Consider the following 25036-nt stretch of genomic DNA (forward strand, 5'->3'; position numbering starts at 1 on the left):
TTATGTGGTGGTTAGTTGGAGAACTTGAATCAATTAGGCGCTTCTTGGGAATGGGTGGCGATGTACTCGTCGCCATCTTCATCCTCAGCTTTATGCTGTGGGCAGTATTGTTAGAACGTTGGTTCTATTTTGCTGCCGTCGCTCCAAAAGCCATGAAAAAAGCCGTTGGCTCATGGCAAGGGCGCTCAGAGCATCAAAGTTGGAACGCTAAGATGATCCGACAAGAAATCGTTTCTCGTCAGGACATTGAGAATAAAAAGGGACTACCAATCGTGAAAGTATTGATTGCACTTTGTCCCCTACTGGGTCTACTCGGCACCGTTGTCGGCATGATCCAAGTATTCGACATCTTAGCGGTAACAGGAACAGGAAGCCCTCGAGCAATGGCCTCGGGGATCTCAAAGGCAACAATCCCAACTTTAGCCGGGATGGTGGCTTCTCTATCAGGACTGTTCTTTAGTTCACGTCTTGATCATTTAGCCAAAGTCACAACGCAAAAGCTGGAAGATAAGCTAAAGCATATTGCCTGAGTAAATGGAATTAGAGGTATAGGTCATGAAAAGACGCTATAGCAGTGATAGCAGTGATGAAACCGCTATCGATATGACACCGATGCTCGACATCGTATTTATCATGTTGATCTTCTTTATCGTAACAACATCGTTCGTAAAAGAAGCAGGTCTGGAAGTAAACCGTCCGACGGCAAGCTCAGCGCAAACCGTTAAGAAAGGTAACATCATGGTCGCAGTTGGTGCGGCGGGTGATGTTTGGGTTGATAAACGCCGCATCGAAGTGGACGCGGTTCGCGCGAATATTGAACGTCTTCGTGCAGAAAGTCCTGATGGCGCAGTTGTTATCCAAGCCGACACTGAAGCAAATGCTGGCGTAGTCGTGAAGGTTATGGACCAGATCAAAATGGCAGGTGTAGAAAGCATCTCCATTGCCGCAACCAATAAGGATTAAGCTTATGCGGTATCTGGCCTCAATTGCACTGGCGCTCATTGTCTCCCTCGGGTTGTTCTGGGGGATGGACAAGCTAGTAAACAAAGAGCGCCACGAGTTAGTGTCGAATGATGACCTACGTATGGTCGAGTTTATTCGCATTAAACCAGAAGAAAAAATACAGGAGAAAAAACGCGAACTTCCAAAACCACCACCACCTAAGCGTCCGCCGCCGCCGCCAGAAATGAAAGTGACAGCGACAGTAAAACCGGTGATGGAGCAGACCCCAATGGATATGCCAAAACTTGACCTACCCGTAAATGTTACAGGTGGCTCGGTGCTTGGACATTATAGCCAGGGTGGAGGTGCACAATTAGCGGGTAGCGGAGGTCCGACCCCTCTTGCAACATTCCAGCCTCAAATGCCTAGAAAGGCTGCGAAAGCAGGAATTGAAAAAGGGGTTGTCTTACTAGAGTTTACTGTAAATGCACGTGGTGCCGTAGAGGACATCAAAGTTCTTAAAGAGCAACCACGACGCTTAGGCCTCGGTCGAGCGGCAAGAAAAACAGTCTCTAAATGGACATTTAAACCAAAATTGGTTGACGGGAAACCTGTTAGCTCGCGCCTATCGCAAGAAATAGAGTTCTCAACCAATTAAGGAGTCACGATGAAAAGTTTATGGAAAAGCAAAGTGGCTTCTTTAATTCTCTTCGCAGGAGTGGCATTTGCCGCTCCTACGATGGCAAAAGAAGCTCCTCAGTTATCAGATCGGACATTTCGAACCGTCAACAAAGTGCAAGAGTTGATCGCAACTGAAAAATATTCAGCGGCGAAAGAAAAACTAGCAAGCGCTTTAGAAAGCACAAGTTCGAAAAAATACGACCGAGCAGTTTTACTTCAGCAAACGGGCTTTTTGTATTCGCTACAAGACAATTATGTGCAAGCCGCGAAATACTTTGCCGAAGCATTAAAGCTCGATGCGCTTCCCGTTCCAGTCGCTCAACAAGTTCGCTACAGCTTGGCTCAACTTTACCTAGCTGAAGAGAAGTACACGTTGTCTGTGAAAACGATGAAGGAATGGTTCAAAGTTGCAGAAACAACCAAAGAGAAGCCTCAAGCTCATGCTTATATCACGTTAGCAAGCGCTTATGTCCAGTTGGAAGATTACAGAAATGCAATCCCACCAACCAAAAAAGCAATTGCGATGAGCAAGAGCCCAAGTGAGTCTTGGTACTTAATTCTCGTTGCCTCTCACTACGAGTTAGGCCAGCTGAAAAGCGTTGCCAGTGTGCTTAAAACCCTTACTTCAAAGTACCCTCAGAAAAAGCGTTACTGGATGCAACTTTCTGGCGTTTATATGGAGTTGGGTCAAGAGCAAAACTCTTTAGCAACCTTAGAAATGGTTTACAAAATGGGGAAACTGGAAGGAGAGAAAGAGTACTTACGTTTTGTAAACTTCTTAGCTTACCAAGGTATTCCATATAAAGCGGCCAAAACTCTTGAGAAGGAGATGGCATCTGGAAACATTGAAAAGACGAAGGAAAACTATGATCGCTTGGCCAGCTTCTGGCAGCAAGCTAAAGAGCTAGATAAATCGATTCTCGCTTATAAAAAGTCATATAACATCGCTCCTTCTGCTAAAACGCAAATTCAGATTGCTCGCTTAATGGTACAAGACAAGCAGTATTCTGAAGCGACTCGCTTTGTAGAAAACGCAGCATCGAATGCCTCTAAAGAGCAAAAGGCAGAACTTGAATACATTCGCGGAATGGCCTATTTCGAGCTTAAGCAGCCACAAAAGGCCTTACAGGCAATGAAAGGCGCGGCTCAATCGCCAAAATTTAGATCTACCGTTAGCCCTTGGATAAATTTCCTAGAATCCCAAGGATAATTTGAAGATTAAGTGTGAGTCAGTCGCACGCCTGGGGAAGTGAAAGCTTCCCCTTTTTTCGTTTGTTTGTGCGCACGCGAGCTCTTTTCAACATTTAAGTAAGACGAAAAGATCAACTGGTAACAAAATAGAGATCATGATACTCTTCGCCTCCATTTTTCTGGCGGGATTATCACCAATATCCATCCCTTTGGTGGTTGATTTATCATTGCCAGTGCTATCGTTAAAAGAATGTCGGACTTTCCTTCGGCACTCAATCAATCCAATCAAAAGTGGAACAGTACAATGGGCAAAGGTACTCTCTATATCGTATCTGCACCTAGCGGCGCAGGTAAATCTAGCTTGATCTCAGCGATGTTGGAACGCAATCCAACCTACGCAATGAAAGTGTCTGTGTCTCATACCACGCGTAACATGCGACCTGGTGAAGAAAATGGTGTCCACTACCATTTTGTAGCGAAAGATGAGTTTGAAGCCCTGATCGCTAAAGGTGATTTCCTAGAATACGCTGAAGTGTTTGGTAATTATTACGGCACCTCTCGTGTGTGGATTGAAGAAACGCTAAATAAAGGTATCGACGTTTTTCTAGATATCGACTGGCAAGGCGCACGTCAAATCCGTGAGCAAATGCCTGAAGCCAAAAGCATCTTCATCCTGCCACCATCAAACGGTGAGCTAGAGCGTCGCTTGAACACTCGTGGTCAAGATAGCGATGAAGTGATCGCAAAACGTATGGCTGAAGCCAAGTCAGAAATCTCTCATTACAACGAATACGACTACGTGATCGTAAACGACGATTTTGATACCGCTTTGATGGACTTTAAAGCCATCTTGCGTGCAGAGAGATTGAAGGAAGAAAAGCAAGCTGCTAAATATAAAGGTATGCTTGACGCGTTGTTAGCAGAGTAACTTCAAAAAAGTCACGCTGTAAAACATAAAGAATTTCTCGTTTTTTGCTCAGTGCGAAAAACACAATAAACTACCTGAGAAAGTCCACAAACGGTGGCTTGTCTAATTGCTAGTAAATAAAGTAGTTAGGTTGTATACTTTCTCGTCATTCTAAAATTTTAGTTAACTATTTGGAGTCCTCATGGCACGCGTAACTGTTCAAGACGCTGTTGAAAAAGTTGGCAACCGTTTCGACCTAGTACTGATTGCGGCTCGCCGCGCTCGTCAAATGCAAACTGGCGGTAAAGATGCACTAGTGCCAGAAGAGAACGATAAGCCAACGGTTATCGCTCTACGCGAAATCGAAGAAGGTTTAATTACTAAAGAAGTTCTAGACGCTCGTGAACGTCAAGAACAGCAAGAGCAAGAAGCGGCAGAGCTAGCGGCAGTAAGCAGCATCGCTCACAACCGTTAATTCTGACTTTAGAATTCAACAACCTCCCGGGCCTATAATTTGTATCTATTCGATAGCCTCAAAGACGTTGCCCAAGAATACCTAACAGAGCCTCAGATTGAGGCTCTGCGTCAATCTTATGTGGTAGCGAGAGATGCCCATGAAGGGCAAACCCGCTCTAGCGGTGAACCATACATCATCCACCCTGTCGCTGTGGCTCGTATCTTGGCCGAAATGCGCCTTGATATCGAAACCCTCCAAGCTGCTTTGCTGCATGACGTCATTGAAGACTGTGATGTAACTAAAGAAGATCTCGAAGAGAAATTCGGCAACACTGTCGCAGAATTGGTTGATGGTGTATCTAAACTGGACAAACTCAAATTCCGCGATAGGAAAGAGGCTCAGGCTGAGAACTTTCGTAAGATGGTTCTGGCCATGGTGCAAGATATCCGCGTCATTCTGATCAAACTGGCTGACCGCACGCACAACATGCGTACGCTTGGCGCGCTTCGACCAGATAAAAAGCGTCGTATTGCTCGTGAAACGTTAGAGATTTACGCGCCACTCGCTCATCGTCTTGGTATTCACAATATCAAAACCGAACTCGAAGAGCTGGGCTTTGAAGCGCTATATCCCAACCGCTACCGCGTACTAAAAGAAGTGGTAAAAGCGGCACGCGGCAATCGTAAAGAGATGATCCAACGCATCCACAGCGAAATAGAAGGCCGTCTGCAAGATTTCGGCTTGAATGCTCGCGTCGTTGGTCGTGAGAAAAACCTGTTCTCTATCTATAACAAGATGAAAACCAAAGAACAGCGCTTTCACACCATCATGGATATCTATGCGTTCCGAGTCGTTGTTGATACCGCTGATACTTGTTATCGCGTTTTAGGCCAAGTACACAGCTTGTATAAGCCACGTCCTGGTCGCATGAAAGATTACATCGCGGTACCAAAGGCGAACGGCTACCAATCGCTACACACTTCCATGGTTGGCCCACATGGCGTACCTGTTGAAGTTCAGATCCGTACTGAAGATATGGATCAAATGGCGGACAAAGGTGTCGCGGCACACTGGTCTTACAAAGACAAAGGCGACAAGTCTGGCACCACTGCGCAAGTGAAAGCTCAGCGTTGGATGCAAAGCCTGTTAGAGCTACAACAAAGCGCGGGTAACTCATTCGAATTCATTGAAAACGTAAAATCCGATCTTTTCCCAGATGAGATTTACGTCTTCACACCAAAAGGTCGTATCGTTGAATTGCCTTTAGGCGCAACGGCTGTCGACTTTGCCTATGCCGTACATACCGATGTAGGCAACTCTTGTGTTGGTGCTCGTGTTGATCGTAACCCTTACCCATTGAGTAAGGCATTGAAAAACGGTCAGACGGTGGAAATTATCAGTGCCCCAGGTGCGCGTCCGAATGCGGCATGGCTAAACTATGTCGTGACTTCTCGTGCCCGCACTAAGATTCGTCAAGTACTGAAAACGATGCGTCGTGAAGAGTCGATTACTTTAGGTCGTCGCCTACTTAATCACGCACTTGGCCGCCACTCGATTGATTCAATCTATCCAGAAAATATCCAAGAAGTCTTGAATGATCTTCGCCTAGAAAGCATCGATGATTTATTGGCTGCTATTGGATTGGGTGAGTTGATGAGTATTGTGATTGCACGTCGTCTCCTTGGTGATACCGAAGAGCTCACGACAACAAGCTCAATCCCAACGGACTCGAAGAAGAAGCTTCCGATTCGTGGCGCAGAAGGCTTATTGCTGACGTTTGCAAATTGTTGTCATCCTATCCCAGATGATCACATTATTGCTCACGTATCGCCTGGTCGTGGTTTGGTTGTTCACCGAGAAACATGTCCGAACGTTCGTGGTTATCAGAAAGAGCCAGACCGTTATATGGCTGTCGCTTGGTCTGACGACTACGACAAAGAGTTTATTGCTGAACTTAAAGTCGACATGCTGAACAACCAAGGTGCTCTTGCAGAACTGACCAACGTGATCTCGAAAACAGGGTCAAACATTCATGGTCTTTCAACGGAAGAACGTGATGGTCGTTTGTACACTGTGACTGTGCTGTTGACGACGAAAGATCGCGTCCACCTTGCTGGTATCATGCGTAAGATTAAGGCAATGCCTCAAGCAACCCGAGTCAGACGCAGAAAGAACTAACCTCTATCGCCACCTACCCTGTTAGGTGGCGATTTTTTATACCTCAATAAATATGAACCTAGAACGTTACAACCGCATTCACCAAGTCCTAAAAACTCGCCAAACTGATCTGACACTTTGTCTCGAAGAAGTACATAAGCCAAACAACGTCTCTGCCGTGATCCGTACCGCTGACGCGACAGGTTTACACAAAGTTCATGCCATTTGGCCTGACAAAATGCGTACGCTGAGCCATACATCAGCTGGCGCGCGGAACTGGGTTGAAGTGGATACTCACGATTCGATTGAAACTGCGATTACCGAACTTAAAACGCAAGGTATGCAGGTTTTGGTGACCAACCTTTCGGACACCGCCGTCGACTTTCGCGAAATCGACTATACCAAACCAACGGCAATCATTTTAGGCAGCGAAAAAGTTGGCGCTTCAGAGCAAGCCAAACAACTTGCCGATCAAGACATAATTATCCCGATGGTAGGCATGGTGCAGTCACTAAACGTATCGGTTGCTAGTGCCGTAATTTTGTATGAAGCGCAACGTCAACGTGAAGCCGCAGGCATGTACGACCGAGAAGAAAGCGCTCTACCTAAAGAGGCAATCAACCGTATTCTCTTTGAACGTGGCCACCCGGTGCTGGCAAAAGTCGCGAAACGAAAAGGACTCGCTTACCCGCCACTCGATGACGAAGGCCAAATCATCGCCGATAACGCGTGGTGGCAAGAGATGCAAAGCAAGTAACAGACTTTCGTCATCCTGAACAGCGACGAAGGAGTGTGATTTAGGATCTAATTCCCGAAAGTGCTGATGCTGATAGTGTTAACTTCAACGACATACTTGTTGGAAATAGACTCCTGATGTCGCTAAAGCTCCTCGGAATGATAGGTTATCAGTCAAATCATGACACTAACTAAAGCATGACTATTTTTTCCTGTACAAAAACACAGCTCCATGGTTAACATACTGCTATGTTAACCATTTTCTTGAGCCCTCTATGTCCGCCCAAATGTTATCTGCCGTCCCGTTAACCTCCCTTTCTGGAGTTGGCGCGAAAGTCGCAGAAAAACTCGCCAAAGTTGGCTTACATAGCGTTCAAGATTTGCTGTTTCATCTTCCACTGCGCTACGAAGATCGTACTCGTATTTACCCTATTGCCAAACTGCATGCTGGCCTTTGGGCGGCCGTGCAAGGTAAGGTCATGGCAGTCGACACCATCTTCGGTAAGCGCAAAATGCTAACGGTAAAAATCAGCGACGGTAATGGCACTATCACGCTGCGCTTTTTCAACTTTACCGCGGCCATGAAGAACAATTTCACACAAGGTAAGTTAGTACATGCTTACGGTGAAATTAAGCGCGGTGGCATGGGCTTGGAAATTGTTCATCCTGACTACAAGTTTTACGTCAGCGATCAAAAGCCCGATGTAGAACAGAACTTAACCCCTGTTTATCCCACTACAGATGGTTTACGCCAAATCACATTGCGCAACCTTACCGAACAAGCTTTAGCCCTGCTTGATAAAACCGCAGTGCAGGAATTACTTCCAGCCGGGCTGTATAACCATCAAATCACGATGTCGCAAGCGCTGCACACCATTCACCGCCCACCACCAACCATTAATTTAGATGAGTTTGACGAAGGCAAACATCCTGCTCAAATCCGCTTGATCATGGAAGAGTTGCTCGCACAAAACTTATCGATGCTGGCGGTGCGTAGCAAAGGCCAGAAGGATTCAGCGTTACCTCTCGGTCCTTGCAATAAACTAAAAACGCAGCTTTTAGCCCAACTGCCTTTCTCTCCTACGAACGCTCAAACCCGAGTAGTACAAGAGATTGAAACCGATTTAGAAAAACCCCACCCAATGATGCGCCTAGTGCAAGGTGATGTGGGATCGGGGAAGACGTTGGTTGCCGCTCTGGCCGCCGTTCGTGCCATTGAGCACGGCTATCAGGTGGCACTCATGGCACCAACCGAACTATTGGCTGAGCAACACGCGATCAACTTCGCCAACTGGTTTGAAACAATGGACATTCAAGTCGGTTGGTTAGCGGGCAAACTCAAAGGTAAGGCAAAGGAAGCCGAGCTGGCTCGCATTGCCAGTGGTGAAGCACAAATGGTAGTGGGTACTCACGCGCTATTCCAAGAGCACGTTGAATTTCATCACCTTGCTTTGGTCATCATTGATGAACAGCACCGCTTCGGTGTCCATCAGCGATTAGAATTGCGTGAAAAAGGTGCAAAGCAAGGCGCTTATCCTCATCAGTTGATCATGACGGCAACGCCTATTCCTCGCACCTTAGCGATGACCGCTTACGCCGATCTGGAAACTTCCGTGATTGACGAACTGCCACCGGGTCGAACGCCGATTCAAACCGTTGCCATTCCTGACACAAAACGTGACGACATCGTCGAGCGTGTCCGAAATGCCTGCTTAAACGAAGGCAAGCAGGCATATTGGGTGTGTACTCTGATTGATGAGTCGGAAGTATTAGAAGCGCAAGCCGCGGCAGATATCGCTGAAGAGCTTCAACGTAAGCTACCGGACGTAAAAATTGGTCTAGTACACGGCCGAATGAAGCCGGCAGAGAAACAAGCGGTGATGCAAGATTTCAAAGACAATAAACTACATTTGCTGGTCGCAACGACGGTGATTGAAGTTGGCGTGGATGTGCCAAACTCTAGCTTGATGATCATCGAAAACCCCGAACGTCTTGGTTTGGCACAATTACACCAGCTAAGAGGTCGTGTGGGCCGAGGCTCCGTTGCTAGCCATTGTGTGCTGCTGTACCACTCTCCACTGTCGAAAACCGCGCAAAAACGTCTGGGAGTACTACGTGAAAGTAACGATGGCTTCGTCATCGCACAGAAAGACTTAGAAATTCGTGGCCCGGGCGAACTATTGGGTACAAAACAGACTGGTCTTGCTGATTTCAAAATCGCAGACTTAGTTCGAGATCAACGTCTGATTCCCGAAGTTCAGCGCATTGCGCGTCATATTCATGACAATTACCCGACTCACGCAACAGCAATTATTGATCGCTGGTTAGGTGAGCGGGATATTTACTCCAAAGCATAGTGATTAAAAGCGAGCCAAATGGCTCGTTTTTTAATACGCTAAAAAACAAAGCAATCGTTTGCTTTTTAGCTAAATCTCTCTATAATCGCGCACAAATTTTTTAAGTGTGTTGAATCACACTCCACCAACCTGAGTTGACTCTGATTAACAGCAATCACAGGTAACGACGTCAACTCCACCCTGCTCTCCCATTCAGCGAGATCTGGGAATATATTGCGACTAGCGAGACAAACAATGACAACTTCAAACCGATCTTCGGAACTGGTTTATCAACTCAATGATCGACCACCTTTGCCTCAAACCATTTTTGCCGCACTTCAGCACTTATTGGCGATGTTCGTCGCGGTTATCACTCCGTCACTGATCATCTGTCAGTCTTTGGGTGTACCAGCAGACCAAACGAATACCATCATCAGCATGTCTTTATTTGCGTCAGGCGTGTCTTCGTTTATTCAAATTCGCACCTTTGGCCCAATTGGCTCTGGTTTACTCTCTGTTCAAGGCACCAGCTTTAACTTTTTAGGCCCTATTATTGGTGCAGGCCTATCGCTGAAAGCTGGTGGTGCAGACATCAGCACCATGATGGCAGCCATTTTTGGTACGATTTTAGTCGCATCATTTGCAGAAATTTTCCTATCTCGCGTATTAGAGCATGCTCGTCGCATTATCACTCCGCTCGTTTCAGGCATTGTCGTCACTCTTATCGGTCTCACACTGATTCAGGTCGGCTTAGTATCAATGGGCGGTGGCTACGCAGCATTAAATGAAGGCACATTCGGCAGCTTAGACAAACTTGCGCTCGCAGGAACGGTACTTGGCTTAATTGTGATATTAAACCGCTCTAAAAACCCATACATCCGTGTGGCTTCGATTGTGATTGCGATGCTAGTAGGCTACATCATGGCGTATTTTATGGGGATGGTAGATACTTCTCAGCTAGGCACAACCGAGCTTGTAGCACTACCGGTACCAATGCAATATGGCTTATCGTTTGACTGGTCTCTGTTCATTCCGCTGGTGTTGATTTTCTTTATTACCGCACTAGAAGCCATCGGCGATATTACCGCCACATCCGAAGTGTCTGGCGAGCCAGTCAAAGGCCCAGTGTACATGAAACGCATTAAGGGGGGTGTACTAGCAGACGGCTTAAACTCTGCAATCGCAGCCGTGTTTAACAGTTTCCCGAACTCCACCTTTAGCCAGAATAACGGCATCATCATGCTAACAGGGGTTGCGAGCCGTTACGTGGGTTACTTTATTTCTGGCATGTTAGTGATTCTTGGCTTGTTTCCTGGTGTCGCTAGCTTTGTTCGGCTGATTCCTGAGCCAGTACTTGGCGGCGCAACGATTGTCATGTTTGGTACGATTGCTGCCGCTGGTGTGCGTATTATCTCTCGTGTTGAGCTCGATCGCCGCGCAATTCTGATCATGGCCTTATCCTTCTCAATGGGGCTTGGTATCGCGCAAAAACCAGAGATTCTGCAATTCATGCCAGAATTTATTAAGAGTATTTTCTCCACTGGCGTTGCTGCAGGTGGTATCACAGCGATCATTTTAAACCTACTTCTGCCAGAGAAACTGGAAGACGAAGATGAACTTCCTCAAGAAGTGAAAGAGTCTTAATAAGATTGTAGAGAAAAGCAAAGCCCAACCTGTTTAGGTTGGGCTTTTTGTTTTAAATGGTACAGTCACCGACTTACTTGGTAGGAAAGCTGATTTGAGCGATTAAACCGCCTTCACTGCGATTGCGCATCACCACAGAGCCTGAGTGCTGGCTGATTATGCGCTTCACTATCGCCAGCCCAAGCCCTGTACCTTCACTGCCGCGAGCTGTATCACCACGCGTAAAGGGTTCAAATAATTTTGCGATTTGAGAATGCTCGATACCCGGTCCGTTGTCTTCTACCGATATCCACACTAGCTGCTTATCTGCCGTCACACCGGTACTGATTTTGACCCAGCCATTGCCGTAACGCAGTGCATTGACAACTAAATTACTGATCGCCCGTTTAATCGCAATGGCGCTTCCTTTGGCTGGTGGCAGGTTAGGATTAAGATCCGTTTCAATTTCAGCCTCATAACCACCTTCCGAACTGGCGACATCACTGGCAATCGTACTGATATCCACAGGTTCAAACGATTCTTTGTTCACCGGTTTGAGGTAGTCCATAAACTGACTAATGATCTCATTACACTCTTCCGTATCGCTAATGATCCCTTCAGCAAGGTAGCTGTCCTCGGGAGACATCATTTCTGTCGCTAAGCGAATGCGCGTCAGCGGTGTTCGCAAGTCATGGCTAATCCCCGCCATTAATAGGGCGCGATCTTCTTCGAGCTCCTGAATGCCTTTGGACATTTGATTAAACGCTCGGGTTACAGAGCGAATCTCCGATGCGCCTTTTTCTGCCAACGGTGGCGGGATTTCACCCCGACCGACGTCTTTCGCGGCTCTCTCTAAAGCCAAAAGTGGGCGGTTTTGTAAGCGAATAAACAACCAACCACCAGCAATGATCAGCAGCGCCATAATCAAGCTGTTACGAAACAGCGGTGCAAAATCTTCTTCTTGCAGCTCAGATAAAGGAATACGAATGATGGAGTTCGGCAACTTTTCGATGTGCATCCACAAGATGTAACTTTCATCACCAAGCAATAAGCGCACTTCGGTCGGCGAACCTAGCTCTTGGCTCATTTCTTCAGACATCAAATCAATCGACATCGCGTGATGAAATTCAACCGCTTTATCGCTGTCAAGGCTGTGAACCGTCACCCCCAGCCTTTCTAATAATTGACGTCTCAGCGGTGCATCAGATTTTAATGGCCCTTCATCATCAAGCACCAAATTGAGCTCATGGGCGAGAATTTTATTGAACTGCTGCAAACTCGGCATCAACGCGTAGTTAAAAACGGCGTAGTAAGAGAAAACTTGGCTAGCGAGAAGCAAAGAGATGAACAGCAGAATAGATTGTGTCAGTGAACTTCGGATGCGCATGGAACGTTCCTGGTGGTCCTAATCGCGAAATTTCAGCCTTCGAAGGGAAGGACTTGAAGGCTGAAGTTGCTATAGCCAAGTGCTGGCTATGGAGTGAGGAGATTACACCTCTTTGCCGTCTGGGACGAAAACGTAACCTAACCCCCACACGGTTTGAATGTAGCGTGGCTTGCTTGGATCGTCTTCTAACATGCGACGCAAACGTGAGATTTGCACGTCAATAGAACGTTCCATCGCAGAATATTCACGGCCACGTGCCATGTTCATCAATTTGTCTCGTGACATCGGCTCTCGCGCATTCGTCACGAGCGCTTTCAGGACAGCAAACTCTCCTGAGGTCAGTGGCATTGCCTCGTCACCGCGGAACATCTCGCGAGTGCCTAGATTGAGTCGGAACTCACCAAACTCCACTACTTTTTCTTCGGTGCTTGGCGCGCCCGGCAACTCTACGGTTTGACGGCGTAGTACGGCTTTAATACGAGCGAGTAATTCACGTGGGTTAAATGGTTTTGGCAAATAATCATCCGCCCCCACTTCCAGACCCACAATGCGGTCCACTTCATCACCTTTCGCGGTGAGCATTAAGATTGGCAGCATGTTGTTTGCATGGCGTAGGCGACGACAAATCGACAAACCGTCTTCACCTGGCAACATTAGGTCCAGCACCATTAAGTGAAAGTTTTCGCGCGTTAGTAGGCGATCCATCTGTTCGCCATTGGCGACACTTCGGACCTGAAAACCTTGCTCAGAAAGGTAACGCTCCAATAGAGCACGTAAACGAGCATCGTCATCAACCACTAAAATTTTATGATTTTCTTGCATTGAAACATCCTTTCAGAAGCATCTATTGTCGAAAATGTATCACTGTTTTTCCTAACGTGCTCAAGCAAATTGTTACTCTTTTTATCTTAAGCGCTTTATTTTCTCTCTAGCAGGTATTTTCAGCACCTACTATTGGCCATAATTCCATTCCAGTTCACGTTTGGCCTCAAGTAATTCTTGTTGTGCTTCTGCCAATTTGTGACGTTTTTTCTCGATTTTGTCTGCTTTCCCTGAGCGCTGCGCTTCCGCTAGTTCTTGCTCACGCTCCTCAACGTCTCGCGCCTTTTCGTCCACTTCCGCTTGCAGTTCTTGACGCAGTTCACCTTCCGAACATTCATTCTGGATAGCGGTAAGTGCCTGTTCTAAGCCTTTAATTCGATGTTCATTACCTTGTGCTTTCGCATACTCAAGCTGCTGTTCTACCGCTAACTCTTTGGCGTCACAGCCTTTCACTTCATCTTGAGCAAAAACTGAGAGTGAGAATCCTATTGTTAGTGCAGCGCTACACATGACTGCTTTGTTCATTTTACTTCTCCGATAAAGGCACCATGCCTTTGTATCCAATAAACTGACGTTGAGACTCAAGTCACTTCCAGTGAACTTCAAGAGACTTGAATCAGTGATAAAGCCTCAGTCTTCCAAGGCTGGTTTGTTGTATTCAATCGAGTTAATGAACCACTCTTTTTCACCTTCTGGGGTGCGTACCGTGAATTCTTCATCCACTTGCTTTTTCAACATCGCTCGCGCCATAGGTGAATCGATAGAGATGTAGTCTTTCGCATCTCCATAAATCTCTTCAGGCCCAACTATGCGGAACTTCTTCACCTCTCCAGCCTCATTTTCTATTTCAACCCAAGCACCAAAAAAGACTTTGCCTTCTTGCTGCGGAGAATAGTCAACGATCGTGACTTCAGGCAGAAACTTGCGAAGAAATCGAACACGACGATCGATCTGACGAAGCAGACGTTTGTTGAAGGTGTAATCCGCATTTTCTGAGCGATCGCCCAGGCTCGCCGCCCAAGTGACAATTTTGGTGATTTCAGGACGCTTTTCATTCCAAAGGTAATCATGCTCTTGTTTGAGTTTGTTATAACCTTCACGGGTAATCAGCTTAGTTTTCAAGTTAACTCCTATCTCAACTAAAAAATGCCGCTCTTGAGCAGCATTAAGGAGATGATATACCCAAAGCACTGGCTTCGTTCGGGCTTTGGGTATCAAGATAATAAGGCGGCCAGAGTGCTACTTTTCGTAATCTGGTTTTTGCGTCACGATGTAATTCGTATCACTCGAAACAACCGCGCCATGTTTTAGGAAGTTTTTACCTAAAATCATGCTGTAATGGAAGCGACCTCGGTCTTGCAAATTGACTCGGATCTTCTTCTCTAACTCGCCAAGCTTAACGTGCATTTCTACTACAGGCCGTTCATTGGCCTTTTCTCCTTTTTTGGCCGTTATACGCATGACATCCACCACCTCACGGGTAAACGCCTTGGTCATGCCTAGATCGTTTTCATAAGTAAAACTCACCATATCTTTACCGTCTTTTTGAAAGCGCTTGATGTCCTTGGCATTAATCGAGCTCACGTCAGCACCAGTGTCCAATTTGACAGGGAAAGACATCCCTTCCACTTCAGCCACTTCGATATGACCAGCTTTGAAAAGCGGTCTTGCATCTAGTAAATGGTCGGCGCGAGTGTTCAGCAGCACACCGCCTTTGGCGATGTCATGACCAAAAACGAAAAATGGTTGCGTCTCGTCTTCATCTAGCACATCGAGTGCAAATTCCATTGATGTCTCTTTGCTACCGAAAAGGAAATCGCCATCAACAACGGGACGCACAGTGCTACCCACTTTGAGTTTTTTCACCACAGGCTTGGTAATTTTTTCTTCTTTGCCCTCATCGTTCATTAAATAAAACGTGACGGATTCATCCTTACCTTTTTCTGTTACTTCAAAGCCATTTACACGCAATAATGGCGTTTTCACCGTAAACGTGGGGTAAGCAGGAACGGTATAACCATCAATGGTGACTTGTTCTTCCGGTGAAATCACGAGGGGCTTTGACTTGAGTGCGCTCTTGAACGTTTTTTCAACACCGCCCAATAGGTTTTCTCTGTCGGTATCAATCACAAAGTGTTGGCTCGCGACATCCTGACCCAAGCGAATTTGTGAACTGAACTTACTGCGGTCACGCAAATAGACTAACCAACGTTGAGTTTCGTTTTCGTCGATTTTCACTGGTAAGTAGACCAACGGACGCTCGCTCTTGGTGGTTTTCAGCATGCGTACCAAAGGTAACGTCATTGGGTGGCGCTTGCCGTTTTCACCTTCTAGCGTGAAAGAAACTGCATTGTTCTTTTTATCAACCTTGATATCCAGTGCGTGAACGTTGGTGTAGCGGCTGGTGGTTGATATGCTGATCTTGTATGGCACGCCCTCGACTTCCACCGTCTCTTTTTTGCCGATCATTTTTGCGCTTGGTTGCTCTTGAAGATAGTCGTAGCCAGCGAATACCCACGCATTGTTATCGAGATAGGTTTTACCAATCAAGATAGGAGAAGAGAATTGCGTGCGCTTGGTCAGATTCACTTCTGTATCAACGGTATGGCCTGCAATCGTCATCGGCATTTTTATCGTCGGGCGTAAAATAGGCTTTTTGCTTGTTCGACTACGAATGGCGCTCACTCGCTCCAGATCATCGGTAATCTGTATTTCTTTTCCTGTGTAAGGATGAGGAACCGTAAAGCTCACCTTCACTTGATATGGTTTAAAAGTATCGGCATCCCACTTCGCCTTCGTCCCACCTAAATCATCGACAATCGCCCACAACAACTCGTTGTCTTTCAAGTTCTGGTAGTCAGGATGAGAGCTACTGACATGGATGTTCTCTGCATGCATAGACGTGGTGTCAGCACCAGTATCAATCTTGCCAATAAATGGTACCGCTTTTAGCTCTGGAATATCACTGTAGTAAACGCTCTCCACTCGTCCAAGCACCAACTTGTCATCAAGCTGATATACAGGGTCTTGTGTGGTTGCTGATATGGATTGTGCCCAACTAAGCGGGGCGACAAGTAAGGCACTCGTAAGCGCTAACGCCAAAGACATTTTTTTCATCATGATTATCCGTATAAGCCGAGGTACATTTAGTTATATCAATAACCGTGGATATAGGTTAGTCGATAGTTGCGGATATAAGTTCTCAATTTAATTACAGTTTTGACACAAATCTGACTGATGTCCACCAGCGCCCGGTAAATTTTTGTCTCGTTAATTTAAAACATTGCAAATTCTTCGAACGACCCCAATGTTCTATACAACCCAAACCGAATTGAAAGAGAAAACACGGATGAGCCAAGCTATCTGTCGTATGATTGCTCAAGAACTGAATGTTCGCCCTGAGCAAGTCAACGCCGCTGTCACCCTAATTGATGACGGTAACACCGTCCCTTTTATTGCACGTTACCGCAAAGAGGTGACGGGTGGCCTTGATGATACCCAACTGCGTACTCTGGACAGCCGTCTGTCTTACCTTCGTGAAATGGATGACCGCCGTCAAACCATTCTCAAATCGATCCAAGAGCAAGGCAAACTGACGCCTGAGCTTGAGCAAGAAATTATTCAAGCCGATAGCAAGACTCGTCTTGAAGACCTTTACTTACCTTACAAACCTAAACGCCGCACTAAAGGCCAAATCGCCATTGAAGCCGGCCTAGAACCGCTAGCTGACATGCTGTGGAATCATCCGCAAACCGAGCCAGAAAGCGAAGCAAGTAAATATCTTGATGCCGACAAAGGCATCACAGATACCAAAGCCGCCCTAGACGGTGCCCGTGCGATCATCATGGAACGCATTGCTGAAGACGCAAACTTACTGGAAAAAATCCGTAACCACTTAAATCGTAATGCGGAACTTGTCTCACGAGTCGTTGAAGAAAAAGAGCAAGAAGGTGAGAAGTTCAAAGATTACTTCAATCACAACGAACCGCTGAGCAAAGTCCCTTCTCACCGTGCACTTGCGATGTTGCGCGGCCGCAATGAAGGCTTCCTGACTTTAGCCATGAACGCTGACCCAGAGCAGGAAGAAGGTGCTCGCCAATCTTACTGTGAAACCATCATTGCCGACCATTATGGTGTGACGTTAAGTAGCGCACCAGCAGATGCATGGCGCAAACAAGTGATCAGCTGGGCATGGCGCATCAAAGTATCGATGCACATGGAAACCGAGCTAATGGGCACAATGAAAGAACGTGCTGAAATTGAAGCGATTGAAGTATTTGCGACCAACCTAAAAGATTTGTTGATGGCGGCGCCGGCAGGCCCTCGTGCAACACTTGGTCTCGATCCTGGTCTGCGTACCGGTTCAAAAATCGCGGTTGTCGATTCAACGGGTAAAGTTCTGGCTACGGAAACCATCTACCCTCACCCTCCGCAAAAACAATACGACAAATCAGCGCAAATCGTTGACCAGTTAGTGCGTCAGTACAACGTGGATTTAATTGCGATTGGTAACGGCACGGCTTCTCGTGAAACCGATAGCTTTGTCGCAGACGTAATCAAACGCGGCAACCTAAAAGTTCAGAAAATCATCGTCAGCGAAGCAGGCGCATCGGTGTACTCGGCCTCTGAACTCGCAGCGAAAGAGTTCCCGAATATGGACGTATCACTGCGTGGTGCAGTGTCGATTGCGCGTCGTTTGCAAGATCCATTGGCTGAGCTCGTGAAAATCGATCCGAAATCGATCGGTGTGGGTCAATACCAGCACGATGTAAGCCAATCTATGTTGGCAAAACGCCTAGATGCGATTGTGGAAGACTGTGTAAACGCGGTTGGCGTTGATGTGAACACGGCTTCTGCCGCACTATTAACGCGCGTAGCAGGCTTATCAAGCACCATCGCGCAGAACATTGTCGACTTCCGCGACGAAAATGGCCGCTTCGAAGCACGTACGACGTTGAAGAAAGTACCTCGCTTGGGTCCTAAAGCGTTCGAACAGTGTGCTGGCTTCCTACGTATTATGGACGGCAAGAACCCACTTGATGCTTCAGCAGTCCACCCGGAAGCATACCCAGTAGTCAAAGCAATTGCTGAGAAAAACAGCAAAGACATCAAGGCACTGATTGGTGACTCAGCATTCCTTAAAGGCTTACACGCTGTGGATTATACCGATGAACACTTTGGCGTCCCAACGGTTACCGATATCATCAAAGAACTGGATAAACCGGGTCGTGACCCACGTCCTGAATTCAAGACCGCTACGTTTGCAGAAGGCGTAAATTCAGTTTCTGATCTAGAACCGGGTATGATACTAGAAGGCGTGGTCTCGAACGTAGCCAACTTTGGTGCCTTCGTCGATATCGGTGTTCACCAAGATGGTCTGGTCCACATTTCTGCGCTGACTGACCGCTATGTTTCTGATCCACGTGAAGTCGTGAAAGCAGGTGACATCGTCAAGGTAAAAGTGATGGAAGTGGACGTACAGCGTAAGCGTATTGGTCTATCGATGCGTTTGAACGACGAGCCGGGTCAAGATAACCGTAGCCAACGCTCATCAGCCGCGCCACGTCGTAATGACCAAGCACAACGTCGTCAGCCTCGCCGCGATGAGTCTTCATCGAACAGTGCAATGGGCGGTGCTTTTGCGGCGGCGTTTGCTAAAGCGAAAAAGTAATCTCGCCTAGGCTCACCGCTAACGAGCTTTCATAGCTAAAAAGAAAACGCTCCAATCAGTCAATCTGCTTGGAGCGTTTTTGTTTGAGTAGGATATTGAGTCGTCATAATACTGCTATCACTTCTGACGGGGTATGGGGAGCGACTGCATGACCATAATGAAACTTGATCACCTTCCTGCGCTTTTCCATTAATCCTTCATTGATCGCAGCATCCAAAATGCGCTTTGGTAAGCGAAAACGAATTGCGTAGCCCTTACCTTGGTCTTCACTGTACGACTTGAGCGCAAGCAAACTAAAAAGCCGTTCTAGTGTATCTTCCGGCTCTTCTTGATAACGTGTGTCGACTTCTGTTTCCATGTCATAATCAGGATGCTCTGAAGGATCCCAAGAAGACTGACGTCGGCGCTTGTCATCACCTTTTACTTTTCGCTCTGCATTGGTTTTGGCCAATGCGACCGTTGGCGTCACAGGCTCTCGGACTTTATTGTCGCGAGCTGCTTGTTCCGTCTGCACATTCACGGATGGGGCGATCAGTGGCACACTTACGTTGGTCGGTGACACAATCATTGCGAACCCTCCTCAGAGTCGCCCAACTCGTCAATATGGCTTAGCTTTATTGGCTAATAAAACCTCACCAACCTTTATATCGACCACTTTTTAAACAGCTTGAGCTTTTTCCGCTCGTATTTGATTAATCGTGAGCAAACTCTCGAATCTGGGCACAGAACTCGTCATGTTCGGTCATAAAGGGCGCATGAGAGGACTGATTGAAAACAAACTGCTGAGTATGAGGTAACTGTTCACTTAAATCATTCGCCACTTTAATCGGCACCAATCCATCCAAACGACCATAAAGACGCAGCATTGGTACAGAAAGAGACGTCAATGCATCGCGCAGATCCACATCAGCAAGGATGTTTAGCCCAACCAACAGCGACTCAGGGTTTGGCTGAGGGCGCGACAGTACCGCTTGCTTGAGTTGTTTCACATCTTTGCGTGCAGATGGACTGCCCATCGCTTGTAACGCCATAAAGCGCTCAATGGTCAGTGAAAAATCTTCTAACAACTGAGAGGTGAATGCGCTCAGTACATTCGGTTGAATGCCGCGCCACGGTTTTTCTGCGGCAAATTTTGGTGAACTGGCGACGGTGATCAACTTAGTTACACGCTCGGGCATGTTTAATGCCACATGCGTCGCCACTAAACCTCCGAGGGACCAACCAAGCCAAATCGCTTTCTTTGGCGCACTTTGCACCACCAAGTTAGCAATATGGTCTAAATCTTCACCATGATGCTCGGCACTGTGTCCATAGCCCGGAAGGTCAACAACATGAACACGGAAATCGGTTTGAAGTGATTCGACGGTTTGCTGCCAAACCGCGCCATTCATACCCCAACCATGTAACAACACCAGATCAGGTCCTTCACCAAACGACTGCCAATGTAATTTCGTGCTCATGCTCTCAATCTCTCCCACTTATTTTATTCCCTACGCCATCAGCCAAGCGTTAGGCTGAGTAAAATATCACCATGAATAAGCGCTATGTTATCTCATCACTGGCAAAACATCATGCATCGCGTGTTGAGCAGTCAATGCGGTCTGTGTCGGTTCCCGATTCAAACACCAAACCACACGCATGCTCTGCGTTGGTGTGAGCACTGTTTACAACACCTAACTCCAATCAAGCGATGCCAACGTTGCGGTTTAACGTTACAGAAAGAAGAAATGAGTACGGATAGTATTTGTGGTGAATGCCTTTCAGAACCACCGCCATGGCAAAGGCTATATACGTTAGGCGATTACGACTTTCCCCTTTCACGGGAAGTACAACGCTTTAAAGATCACGGAGAGTCTTGGCATGTAAAAGCACTAACCCAGCAACTGGCGCAGCACATTAAAACACCAGCTCCAATCATTACCAGTGTACCATTGCACTGGCAGCGCTACCTGCGCCGGGGTTTTAATCAAAGTGATGTTTTAGCCCGACACCTCGCCCAGCAATTGCAAACCAATTTCGACGCGAAGGTCTTTCGCCGGGTCAGACTCGCCCAATCACAGCGCGGCAATACTAAAGCGAGCCGTGAACAAAACCTAAAAGGCGCGTTTGTTCTCAATAAGCGACCGCCATCTTCCCACGTTGCCATCGTCGATGATGTGGTCACCACAGGCAGTACCGTCCGACAATTATGTCATTTACTACTTGAAGTTGGCGTAGAAAGCATCGATATTTACTGCATCTGCAGAACACCTGCTCCTCGTTCTCTCTAGATCGCTTCGCCATGCCTTAGCATCAAAAAGACTAGACCCATACGTCAACAAGAGTAGAATAGCAGCAGTAACCTACAAATTTACTCGGGTATTCGTCGTGTCAAATATTACTATTACAGAAACTGCGCAAACGCATTTCGCTAACCTTTTAGGTCAACAGCCTGAAGGGACTAACATTCGTATTTTCGTTGTGAACCCAGGTACACAAAACGCTGAGTGTGGCGTGTCTTACTGCCCACCAGAAGCAGTAGAAGCGACCGACACTGAAATCCCTTACAGCGGTTTTTCAGCTTACGTGGATGAGCTAAGCCTGCCATTCCTTGAAGACGCTGAAATCGATTTTGTTACCGATAAAATGGGCTCTCAGCTAACGCTAAAAGCTCCGAACGCTAAAATGCGTAAAGTTGCGGACGACGCGCCACTGGTTGAGCGCGTTGAATACGTTATCCAAACTCAAGTCAACCCACAGCTTGCTGGCCACGGTGGTCACGTAAACTTGGTTGAGATCACTGAAGACGGCATTGCTATTGTTGCATTTGGTGGCGGCTGTAATGGCTGTTCTATGGTTGACGTAACACTAAAAGAAGGCATCGAGAAAGAACTGCTAAACCAATTCGTTGGTGAACTCACCGCTGTTCGTGATGCAACAGAACATGACCGTGGTGATCACTCTTACTACTAAGAGTAAATACGGTCAGAAAATGGGAGGCTTCGGTCTCCCATTTTTGTATCGATACTGAGGTAACCTTGAGATGCTTAGTTCTGCCCGTAAAATCCGCTAGAAACTCAGGCGGAGTTCTCATATATTAAGAATCTTACGCATCTCGTAAACGCCAACGACACCAAGGAGCCAGCGCCATGTCGAAACGGACCCCACCAGAGATACTCTCATGCCAAACGGTCGCAAAATCCAAACTGTTTGCCGTGGAAGCGCTCGACCTTCGTTTTTCCAATGGTGAACACCGTACTTATGAACGCATGAAGCCAAGTGGGCGCGATGCGGTGATGGTGGTTCCTGTGACTGAGCAAGGCGATTTATTACTGGTACGTGAATACGCCGCTGGGACTGAACGCTACGAGTTGGGCTTCCCGAAGGGGTTGATTGACCCAGGTGAAACCCCACACCAAGCTGCGGATCGAGAGTTAAAAGAAGAAATCGGCTTTGGCTGCAATCAGCTGACTCCGTTGAAACAAGTTATCCTCGCGCCGTCTTACTTTTCGAGCAAAATGACTCTATTTTTAGGACAGGCGCTTTATCCAGAGAAGCAAGAAGGCGATGAGCCTGAGCCACTGGAAATTGTGCGTTGGCCACTTGCGCAAGCCGAAGAGTTATTAACTCACATGGATTTCTGTGAAGCACGAAGCATCACCGCGCTAATGTTGGCACTGAAACACTTACCAAACACCACTCACAAACATAACCAATAACGGTCATGAGAACCGAATAATACTGTGAGTAAGGACTATCACTTATGCCAATGACAAAAGATCTATCTCACCTGCTTCCTCAAGTCATCGAAATTGCCCGTAGTGCCGGGCAAATGATCCTCGAAATATATGAAAAAAAACAGTACGAGGCCTACACAAAAAGTGACGAGACTCCGGTAACGAGCGCAGATATCGCGGCTCACAAGCTCATCACAGAACGCTTGAGTGAACTCACACCCGACATTCCCGTATTGTCAGAAGAAGACGCAGACATCAGCCTCGAGCAACGAGCTCAGTGGGAACGGTATTGGTTAGTCGACCCTCTCGATGGTACTCAAGAATTCATCGCTCGCAGCGGCGACTTTGCGACTATTATTGCACTGGTCGACAACAACAAACCAACCATGGGGGTCGTTTATGGCCCTGTCTCTGGCGTGACTTATTACGCTTATAGTGGCAAAGGTGCTTGGAAAATTCCCGATATGTCGGACAGCGTAAAAATCCATACGCACAAACACGAGCAGCCAGGGCAAAGCATCGCGATTGCCATTAGCCGCCGTCAAGATATCAATCGCATCACTAGCCGCATGAGCAGTGCTTGGAATTACGATTTAATTCCGCTCGGCTCTGCGGCATTAAAAGCGTGTCTTGTTGCAGAAGGCGCTGTGGATTGCTATCTCAGACTAGGCCCAACAGGTGAGTGGGACACCGCCGCAACACAGTGCATTGTTGAAGAAGCGGGCGGACGCATTCTCAGCACGCAATTGGAGCCGCTGTCATATAACGAGCGTGAAACGCTAGAAAACCCAAACTTTATTGTGCTTGGTGACGCGGATTTACCTTGGAATGAGATTTTACAACGCAAAGATTAAGCGCTCTATCCGTAAATTTTAGCGCCTAAATGCTAGCAATTGAAAGGCCACGAATATGTTCGTGGCCTTTCTTTTTGACCTGTTTGTACAGCGTTAGGAGCATTTGGCCTACTATGTTCCAATCGCTTAAAGTGCTGAACACAAGAAAACAGATCCCTTAAAAATCAGAATCTTAGAATTGCATTCTATTATCACCACGATCTTTGTACAGCGAATAGAGGGTTTCGCCTACTATGATCCAAAAGCAAAAAGAGCTGCACAATCGCAGCTCTTTTAGAATTTTGTTTTTTGTCACGATAGGTTAGAAGCGACCTTGGTAATTAAACTCGTATTGACCTTGAGGGTTCGGCTTGCCCAACCATTTCAATTGCTCACTCATGCTGGATGGGAACTCAGCTCCTGGCTTAAACCAGGCTTTGGTTGAGTATCGCTGATTAGGCATCAGCTCTGCCGAGAACGCCGCTGAGACTTGTTTACTGCTTTGCTCACCAGTCGCTGTCAACACACTGTCCTGACAGTTTAGATCGGCAATCACAGGACCGAGTTCAAGGCTACCAACAGGGCTTTGAATACCACTGGCATTCCATACCAAAGTGCCTTCACCATTCTTACACCAAGGCGCGGCATAAGTCGCATGACGAATATTTAACTCAAGTTGCCCATCAACGCCGACGGGCACAGGGAGACGTGCTTGCTCCACAACTTTTACTGCCGGGATCGAGGCAACTAAGTTTTTGGCATAAGGGCCATCACTCAAGCTATAGCCAACAAAACCGCGACCACGAACGTCCATTTCACTACCACGACCAAAGCGTACGGCAAACTCAGCTTTACCAGTTAGTAAACTCGACCATTGGAAATCCCAATTAACTTCTCCAAGGTTCTGGCGCTGCCAACGAACACTAGAAGCTTGACCTTGCCATACAGAGCCATTGGCACCCTGAATGTCTAGTCCTCTCACGGTTGGTGCTTGCTGTAACACCCAAGAAACGGGTAATCCCATTAAAAGACTGACTGAAAAAAAGACGATAAAGATAACAACGTAAAGTACTGCTCGCTTCACCTTAACCTCGCTTAAACTGAAGGCGGTTCACATCAATCATGCCCGCTTGATCCGTTCGGTCGATATCTAAAAATTCGACTTCAATACCCTGTTGCTCTTTCAAGTAACGTAACCAATCCACCAGCTGATTAAACGCGAGTGGTTTGATCCACACCTGAACACTCTCATTGCGAGGTTGTACTCGAATCAACTCAACTTTATAACGACGGGCTGAAGAAGAAACCAGTTGATTCAACGGTTGGCTAGAGTAGCTCACACCGCTGCTTTTGCGCAGTGCAGTAATGCCATCCGCTTTATCTTGTACCCAAGCCAGCAACTGTTTTTCACTTTGAATGCGTGATTGAGCTAGCTCCGCACGTTGGCTCATTGGCTGTAGCAATCCCCAATAAACAATGCCGATAACGGCAATAGCGCCACATCCCATGACCAAACGCTGCTCACGCTGAGAGATGCTGCTCCACCAAACCTGAGCTTGAGAAATTAAGTTTTTCATC

General features: G+C 47.0%; 24 protein-coding genes. 15 read left to right on the plus strand and 9 right to left on the minus strand.

The features are described 5' to 3' along the window. Positions 1-2: 2 nt before the first annotated feature. The 10 genes from L3V27_RS14380 to L3V27_RS14425 all read left to right on the plus strand — a co-directional run bounded on the left by L3V27_RS14380 (position 3) and on the right by L3V27_RS14425 (position 11050). The gene (locus tag L3V27_RS14380; protein ID WP_005379363.1) at positions 3-530 is read left to right on the plus strand and encodes a MotA/TolQ/ExbB proton channel family protein; all 528 of its coding nucleotides are present in this window, start codon (positions 3-5) and stop codon (positions 528-530) included. Between the two features lie 25 nt (positions 531-555). Then, entirely contained in the window at positions 556-963 is a 408-nt protein-coding gene (locus tag L3V27_RS14385) for a biopolymer transporter ExbD (protein ID WP_005379359.1), read from the plus strand. Positions 964-967: 4 nt separating this feature from the next. After that, positions 968-1600 (plus strand): energy transducer TonB, encoded by a 633-nt coding sequence (locus tag L3V27_RS14390; protein ID WP_006741809.1) that lies wholly within the window; start codon positions 968-970, stop codon positions 1598-1600. A 9-nt stretch (positions 1601-1609) separates the two neighbouring features. Then, the gene (locus tag L3V27_RS14395) at positions 1610-2833 is read left to right on the plus strand and encodes a hypothetical protein (RefSeq protein WP_047009404.1); all 1224 of its coding nucleotides are present in this window, start codon (positions 1610-1612) and stop codon (positions 2831-2833) included. Between the two features lie 285 nt (positions 2834-3118). Then, positions 3119-3742: a guanylate kinase gene (gmk, locus tag L3V27_RS14400; protein WP_005379347.1), complete on the plus strand. Its 624-nt coding sequence runs from the start codon at positions 3119-3121 to the stop codon at positions 3740-3742. Positions 3743-3923: 181 nt separating this feature from the next. Continuing rightward, positions 3924-4196, plus strand: coding sequence for a DNA-directed RNA polymerase subunit omega (gene rpoZ, locus L3V27_RS14405; protein WP_005379346.1), 273 nt, complete (start codon positions 3924-3926; stop codon positions 4194-4196). Positions 4197-4235: 39 nt separating this feature from the next. Further along, the gene (gene spoT / locus L3V27_RS14410; RefSeq protein ID WP_005394948.1) at positions 4236-6356 is read left to right on the plus strand and encodes a bifunctional GTP diphosphokinase/guanosine-3',5'-bis pyrophosphate 3'-pyrophosphohydrolase; all 2121 of its coding nucleotides are present in this window, start codon (positions 4236-4238) and stop codon (positions 6354-6356) included. A 52-nt stretch (positions 6357-6408) separates the two neighbouring features. Next, positions 6409-7092: a tRNA (guanosine(18)-2'-O)-methyltransferase TrmH gene (gene trmH, locus L3V27_RS14415; RefSeq protein WP_237312138.1), complete on the plus strand. Its 684-nt coding sequence runs from the start codon at positions 6409-6411 to the stop codon at positions 7090-7092. A 253-nt stretch (positions 7093-7345) separates the two neighbouring features. Further along, complete coding sequence (recG, locus tag L3V27_RS14420; protein ID WP_237312139.1) at positions 7346-9427, plus strand: ATP-dependent DNA helicase RecG; 2082 nt, start codon at positions 7346-7348, stop codon at positions 9425-9427. A gap of 234 nt (positions 9428-9661) precedes the next feature. Further along, positions 9662-11050, plus strand: coding sequence for a nucleobase:cation symporter-2 family protein (locus tag L3V27_RS14425; protein ID WP_237312140.1), 1389 nt, complete (start codon positions 9662-9664; stop codon positions 11048-11050). Between the two features lie 73 nt (positions 11051-11123). On the opposite strand, the gene envZ is transcribed toward L3V27_RS14425, so the two are convergent. The 5 genes from envZ to L3V27_RS14450 form a co-directional block, all read right to left on the minus strand. Continuing rightward, positions 11124-12416, minus strand: coding sequence for a two-component system sensor histidine kinase EnvZ (gene envZ / locus L3V27_RS14430; protein ID WP_047009400.1), 1293 nt, complete (start codon positions 12414-12416; stop codon positions 11124-11126). A 102-nt stretch (positions 12417-12518) separates the two neighbouring features. After that, positions 12519-13238 carry a two-component system response regulator OmpR gene (ompR, locus tag L3V27_RS14435; protein WP_005394960.1) on the minus strand — a complete coding sequence of 240 codons (720 nt, stop codon included), beginning with the start codon at positions 13236-13238 and terminating at the stop codon, positions 12519-12521. 129 nt (positions 13239-13367) lie between these two features. Further along, a complete protein-coding gene (locus tag L3V27_RS14440; protein WP_005394961.1) occupies positions 13368-13763 on the minus strand; it encodes a DUF1090 domain-containing protein in 396 nt (131 codons plus the stop codon). Between the two features lie 105 nt (positions 13764-13868). After that, positions 13869-14360 carry a transcription elongation factor GreB gene (gene greB / locus L3V27_RS14445; protein ID WP_005394962.1) on the minus strand — a complete coding sequence of 164 codons (492 nt, stop codon included), beginning with the start codon at positions 14358-14360 and terminating at the stop codon, positions 13869-13871. A gap of 117 nt (positions 14361-14477) precedes the next feature. Beyond that, entirely contained in the window at positions 14478-16358 is a 1881-nt protein-coding gene (locus L3V27_RS14450) for a RimK/LysX family protein (protein ID WP_104971142.1), read from the minus strand. Between the two features lie 229 nt (positions 16359-16587). Here L3V27_RS14450 and L3V27_RS14455 point away from each other — a divergent pair, with 229 nt between their 5' ends. Further along, the gene (locus L3V27_RS14455; RefSeq protein ID WP_237312141.1) at positions 16588-18909 is read left to right on the plus strand and encodes a Tex family protein; all 2322 of its coding nucleotides are present in this window, start codon (positions 16588-16590) and stop codon (positions 18907-18909) included. 103 nt (positions 18910-19012) lie between these two features. Here the strand turns inward: L3V27_RS14455 and L3V27_RS14460 are convergent, their stop codons facing one another. Together L3V27_RS14460 and bioH are read right to left on the minus strand one after the other, a co-directional pair. After that, positions 19013-19477 carry a hypothetical protein gene (locus L3V27_RS14460; RefSeq protein ID WP_005379316.1) on the minus strand — a complete coding sequence of 155 codons (465 nt, stop codon included), beginning with the start codon at positions 19475-19477 and terminating at the stop codon, positions 19013-19015. Positions 19478-19601: 124 nt separating this feature from the next. After that, positions 19602-20369, minus strand: a complete 768-nt coding sequence (gene bioH / locus L3V27_RS14465) for a pimeloyl-ACP methyl ester esterase BioH (RefSeq protein ID WP_237312143.1) — start codon at positions 20367-20369, stop codon at positions 19602-19604. A gap of 84 nt (positions 20370-20453) precedes the next feature. On the opposite strand from bioH, the gene L3V27_RS14470 reads away from it, so the two are divergent. The 4 genes from L3V27_RS14470 (at position 20454) to cysQ (ending at position 23479) form a co-directional block, all read left to right on the plus strand. Further along, entirely contained in the window at positions 20454-21179 is a 726-nt protein-coding gene (locus L3V27_RS14470; protein WP_237312145.1) for a phosphoribosyltransferase family protein, read from the plus strand. Positions 21180-21276: 97 nt separating this feature from the next. Continuing rightward, positions 21277-21861: a Fe-S biogenesis protein NfuA gene (nfuA, locus tag L3V27_RS14475; RefSeq protein WP_005394968.1), complete on the plus strand. Its 585-nt coding sequence runs from the start codon at positions 21277-21279 to the stop codon at positions 21859-21861. A 176-nt stretch (positions 21862-22037) separates the two neighbouring features. After that, the gene (gene nudE / locus L3V27_RS14480; RefSeq protein WP_005394971.1) at positions 22038-22607 is read left to right on the plus strand and encodes an ADP compounds hydrolase NudE; all 570 of its coding nucleotides are present in this window, start codon (positions 22038-22040) and stop codon (positions 22605-22607) included. Between the two features lie 44 nt (positions 22608-22651). After that, a complete protein-coding gene (gene cysQ / locus L3V27_RS14485) occupies positions 22652-23479 on the plus strand; it encodes a 3'(2'),5'-bisphosphate nucleotidase CysQ (protein WP_005394972.1) in 828 nt (275 codons plus the stop codon). A 301-nt stretch (positions 23480-23780) separates the two neighbouring features. On the opposite strand, the gene L3V27_RS14490 is transcribed toward cysQ, so the two are convergent. Next, positions 23781-24542: a type II secretion system protein N gene (locus L3V27_RS14490; RefSeq protein WP_006741793.1), complete on the minus strand. Its 762-nt coding sequence runs from the start codon at positions 24540-24542 to the stop codon at positions 23781-23783. 1 nt (position 24543) lies between these two features. Continuing rightward, positions 24544-25035 carry a type II secretion system protein M gene (locus L3V27_RS14495; protein ID WP_237312147.1) on the minus strand — a complete coding sequence of 164 codons (492 nt, stop codon included), beginning with the start codon at positions 25033-25035 and terminating at the stop codon, positions 24544-24546. Position 25036: the final 1 nt, after the last annotated feature.

Origin of the sequence: Vibrio sp. J2-3(2022) (assembly GCF_021725735.1) — a bacterium.
GTDB lineage: Bacteria > Pseudomonadota > Gammaproteobacteria > Enterobacterales > Vibrionaceae > Vibrio > Vibrio diabolicus.

Coding starts and splice junctions, on each gene's coding strand:
- L3V27_RS14380 (WP_005379363.1), top strand. CDS start 3: ATGTGGTGGTTAGTTGGAGAACTTGAATCAATTAGGCGCTTCTTGGGA.
- ompR (WP_005394960.1), bottom strand. CDS start 13,238: ATGCAAGAAAATCATAAAATTTTAGTGGTTGATGACGATGCTCGTTTA.
- L3V27_RS14425 (WP_237312140.1), top strand. CDS start 9,662: ATGACAACTTCAAACCGATCTTCGGAACTGGTTTATCAACTCAATGAT.
- L3V27_RS14455 (WP_237312141.1), top strand. CDS start 16,588: ATGAGCCAAGCTATCTGTCGTATGATTGCTCAAGAACTGAATGTTCGC.
- gmk (WP_005379347.1), top strand. CDS start 3,119: ATGGGCAAAGGTACTCTCTATATCGTATCTGCACCTAGCGGCGCAGGT.
- trmH (WP_237312138.1), top strand. CDS start 6,409: ATGAACCTAGAACGTTACAACCGCATTCACCAAGTCCTAAAAACTCGC.
- L3V27_RS14385 (WP_005379359.1), top strand. CDS start 556: ATGAAAAGACGCTATAGCAGTGATAGCAGTGATGAAACCGCTATCGAT.
- recG (WP_237312139.1), top strand. CDS start 7,346: ATGTCCGCCCAAATGTTATCTGCCGTCCCGTTAACCTCCCTTTCTGGA.
- L3V27_RS14390 (WP_006741809.1), top strand. CDS start 968: ATGCGGTATCTGGCCTCAATTGCACTGGCGCTCATTGTCTCCCTCGGG.
- bioH (WP_237312143.1), bottom strand. CDS start 20,369: ATGAGCACGAAATTACATTGGCAGTCGTTTGGTGAAGGACCTGATCTG.
- envZ (WP_047009400.1), bottom strand. CDS start 12,416: ATGCGCATCCGAAGTTCACTGACACAATCTATTCTGCTGTTCATCTCT.
- cysQ (WP_005394972.1), top strand. CDS start 22,652: ATGCCAATGACAAAAGATCTATCTCACCTGCTTCCTCAAGTCATCGAA.
- L3V27_RS14450 (WP_104971142.1), bottom strand. CDS start 16,358: ATGATGAAAAAAATGTCTTTGGCGTTAGCGCTTACGAGTGCCTTACTT.
- L3V27_RS14440 (WP_005394961.1), bottom strand. CDS start 13,763: ATGAACAAAGCAGTCATGTGTAGCGCTGCACTAACAATAGGATTCTCA.
- rpoZ (WP_005379346.1), top strand. CDS start 3,924: ATGGCACGCGTAACTGTTCAAGACGCTGTTGAAAAAGTTGGCAACCGT.
- L3V27_RS14395 (WP_047009404.1), top strand. CDS start 1,610: ATGAAAAGTTTATGGAAAAGCAAAGTGGCTTCTTTAATTCTCTTCGCA.
- L3V27_RS14460 (WP_005379316.1), bottom strand. CDS start 19,477: ATGATTGTGTCACCGACCAACGTAAGTGTGCCACTGATCGCCCCATCC.
- L3V27_RS14495 (WP_237312147.1), bottom strand. CDS start 25,035: ATGAAAAACTTAATTTCTCAAGCTCAGGTTTGGTGGAGCAGCATCTCT.
- L3V27_RS14470 (WP_237312145.1), top strand. CDS start 20,454: ATGTTATCTCATCACTGGCAAAACATCATGCATCGCGTGTTGAGCAGT.
- nudE (WP_005394971.1), top strand. CDS start 22,038: ATGTCGAAACGGACCCCACCAGAGATACTCTCATGCCAAACGGTCGCA.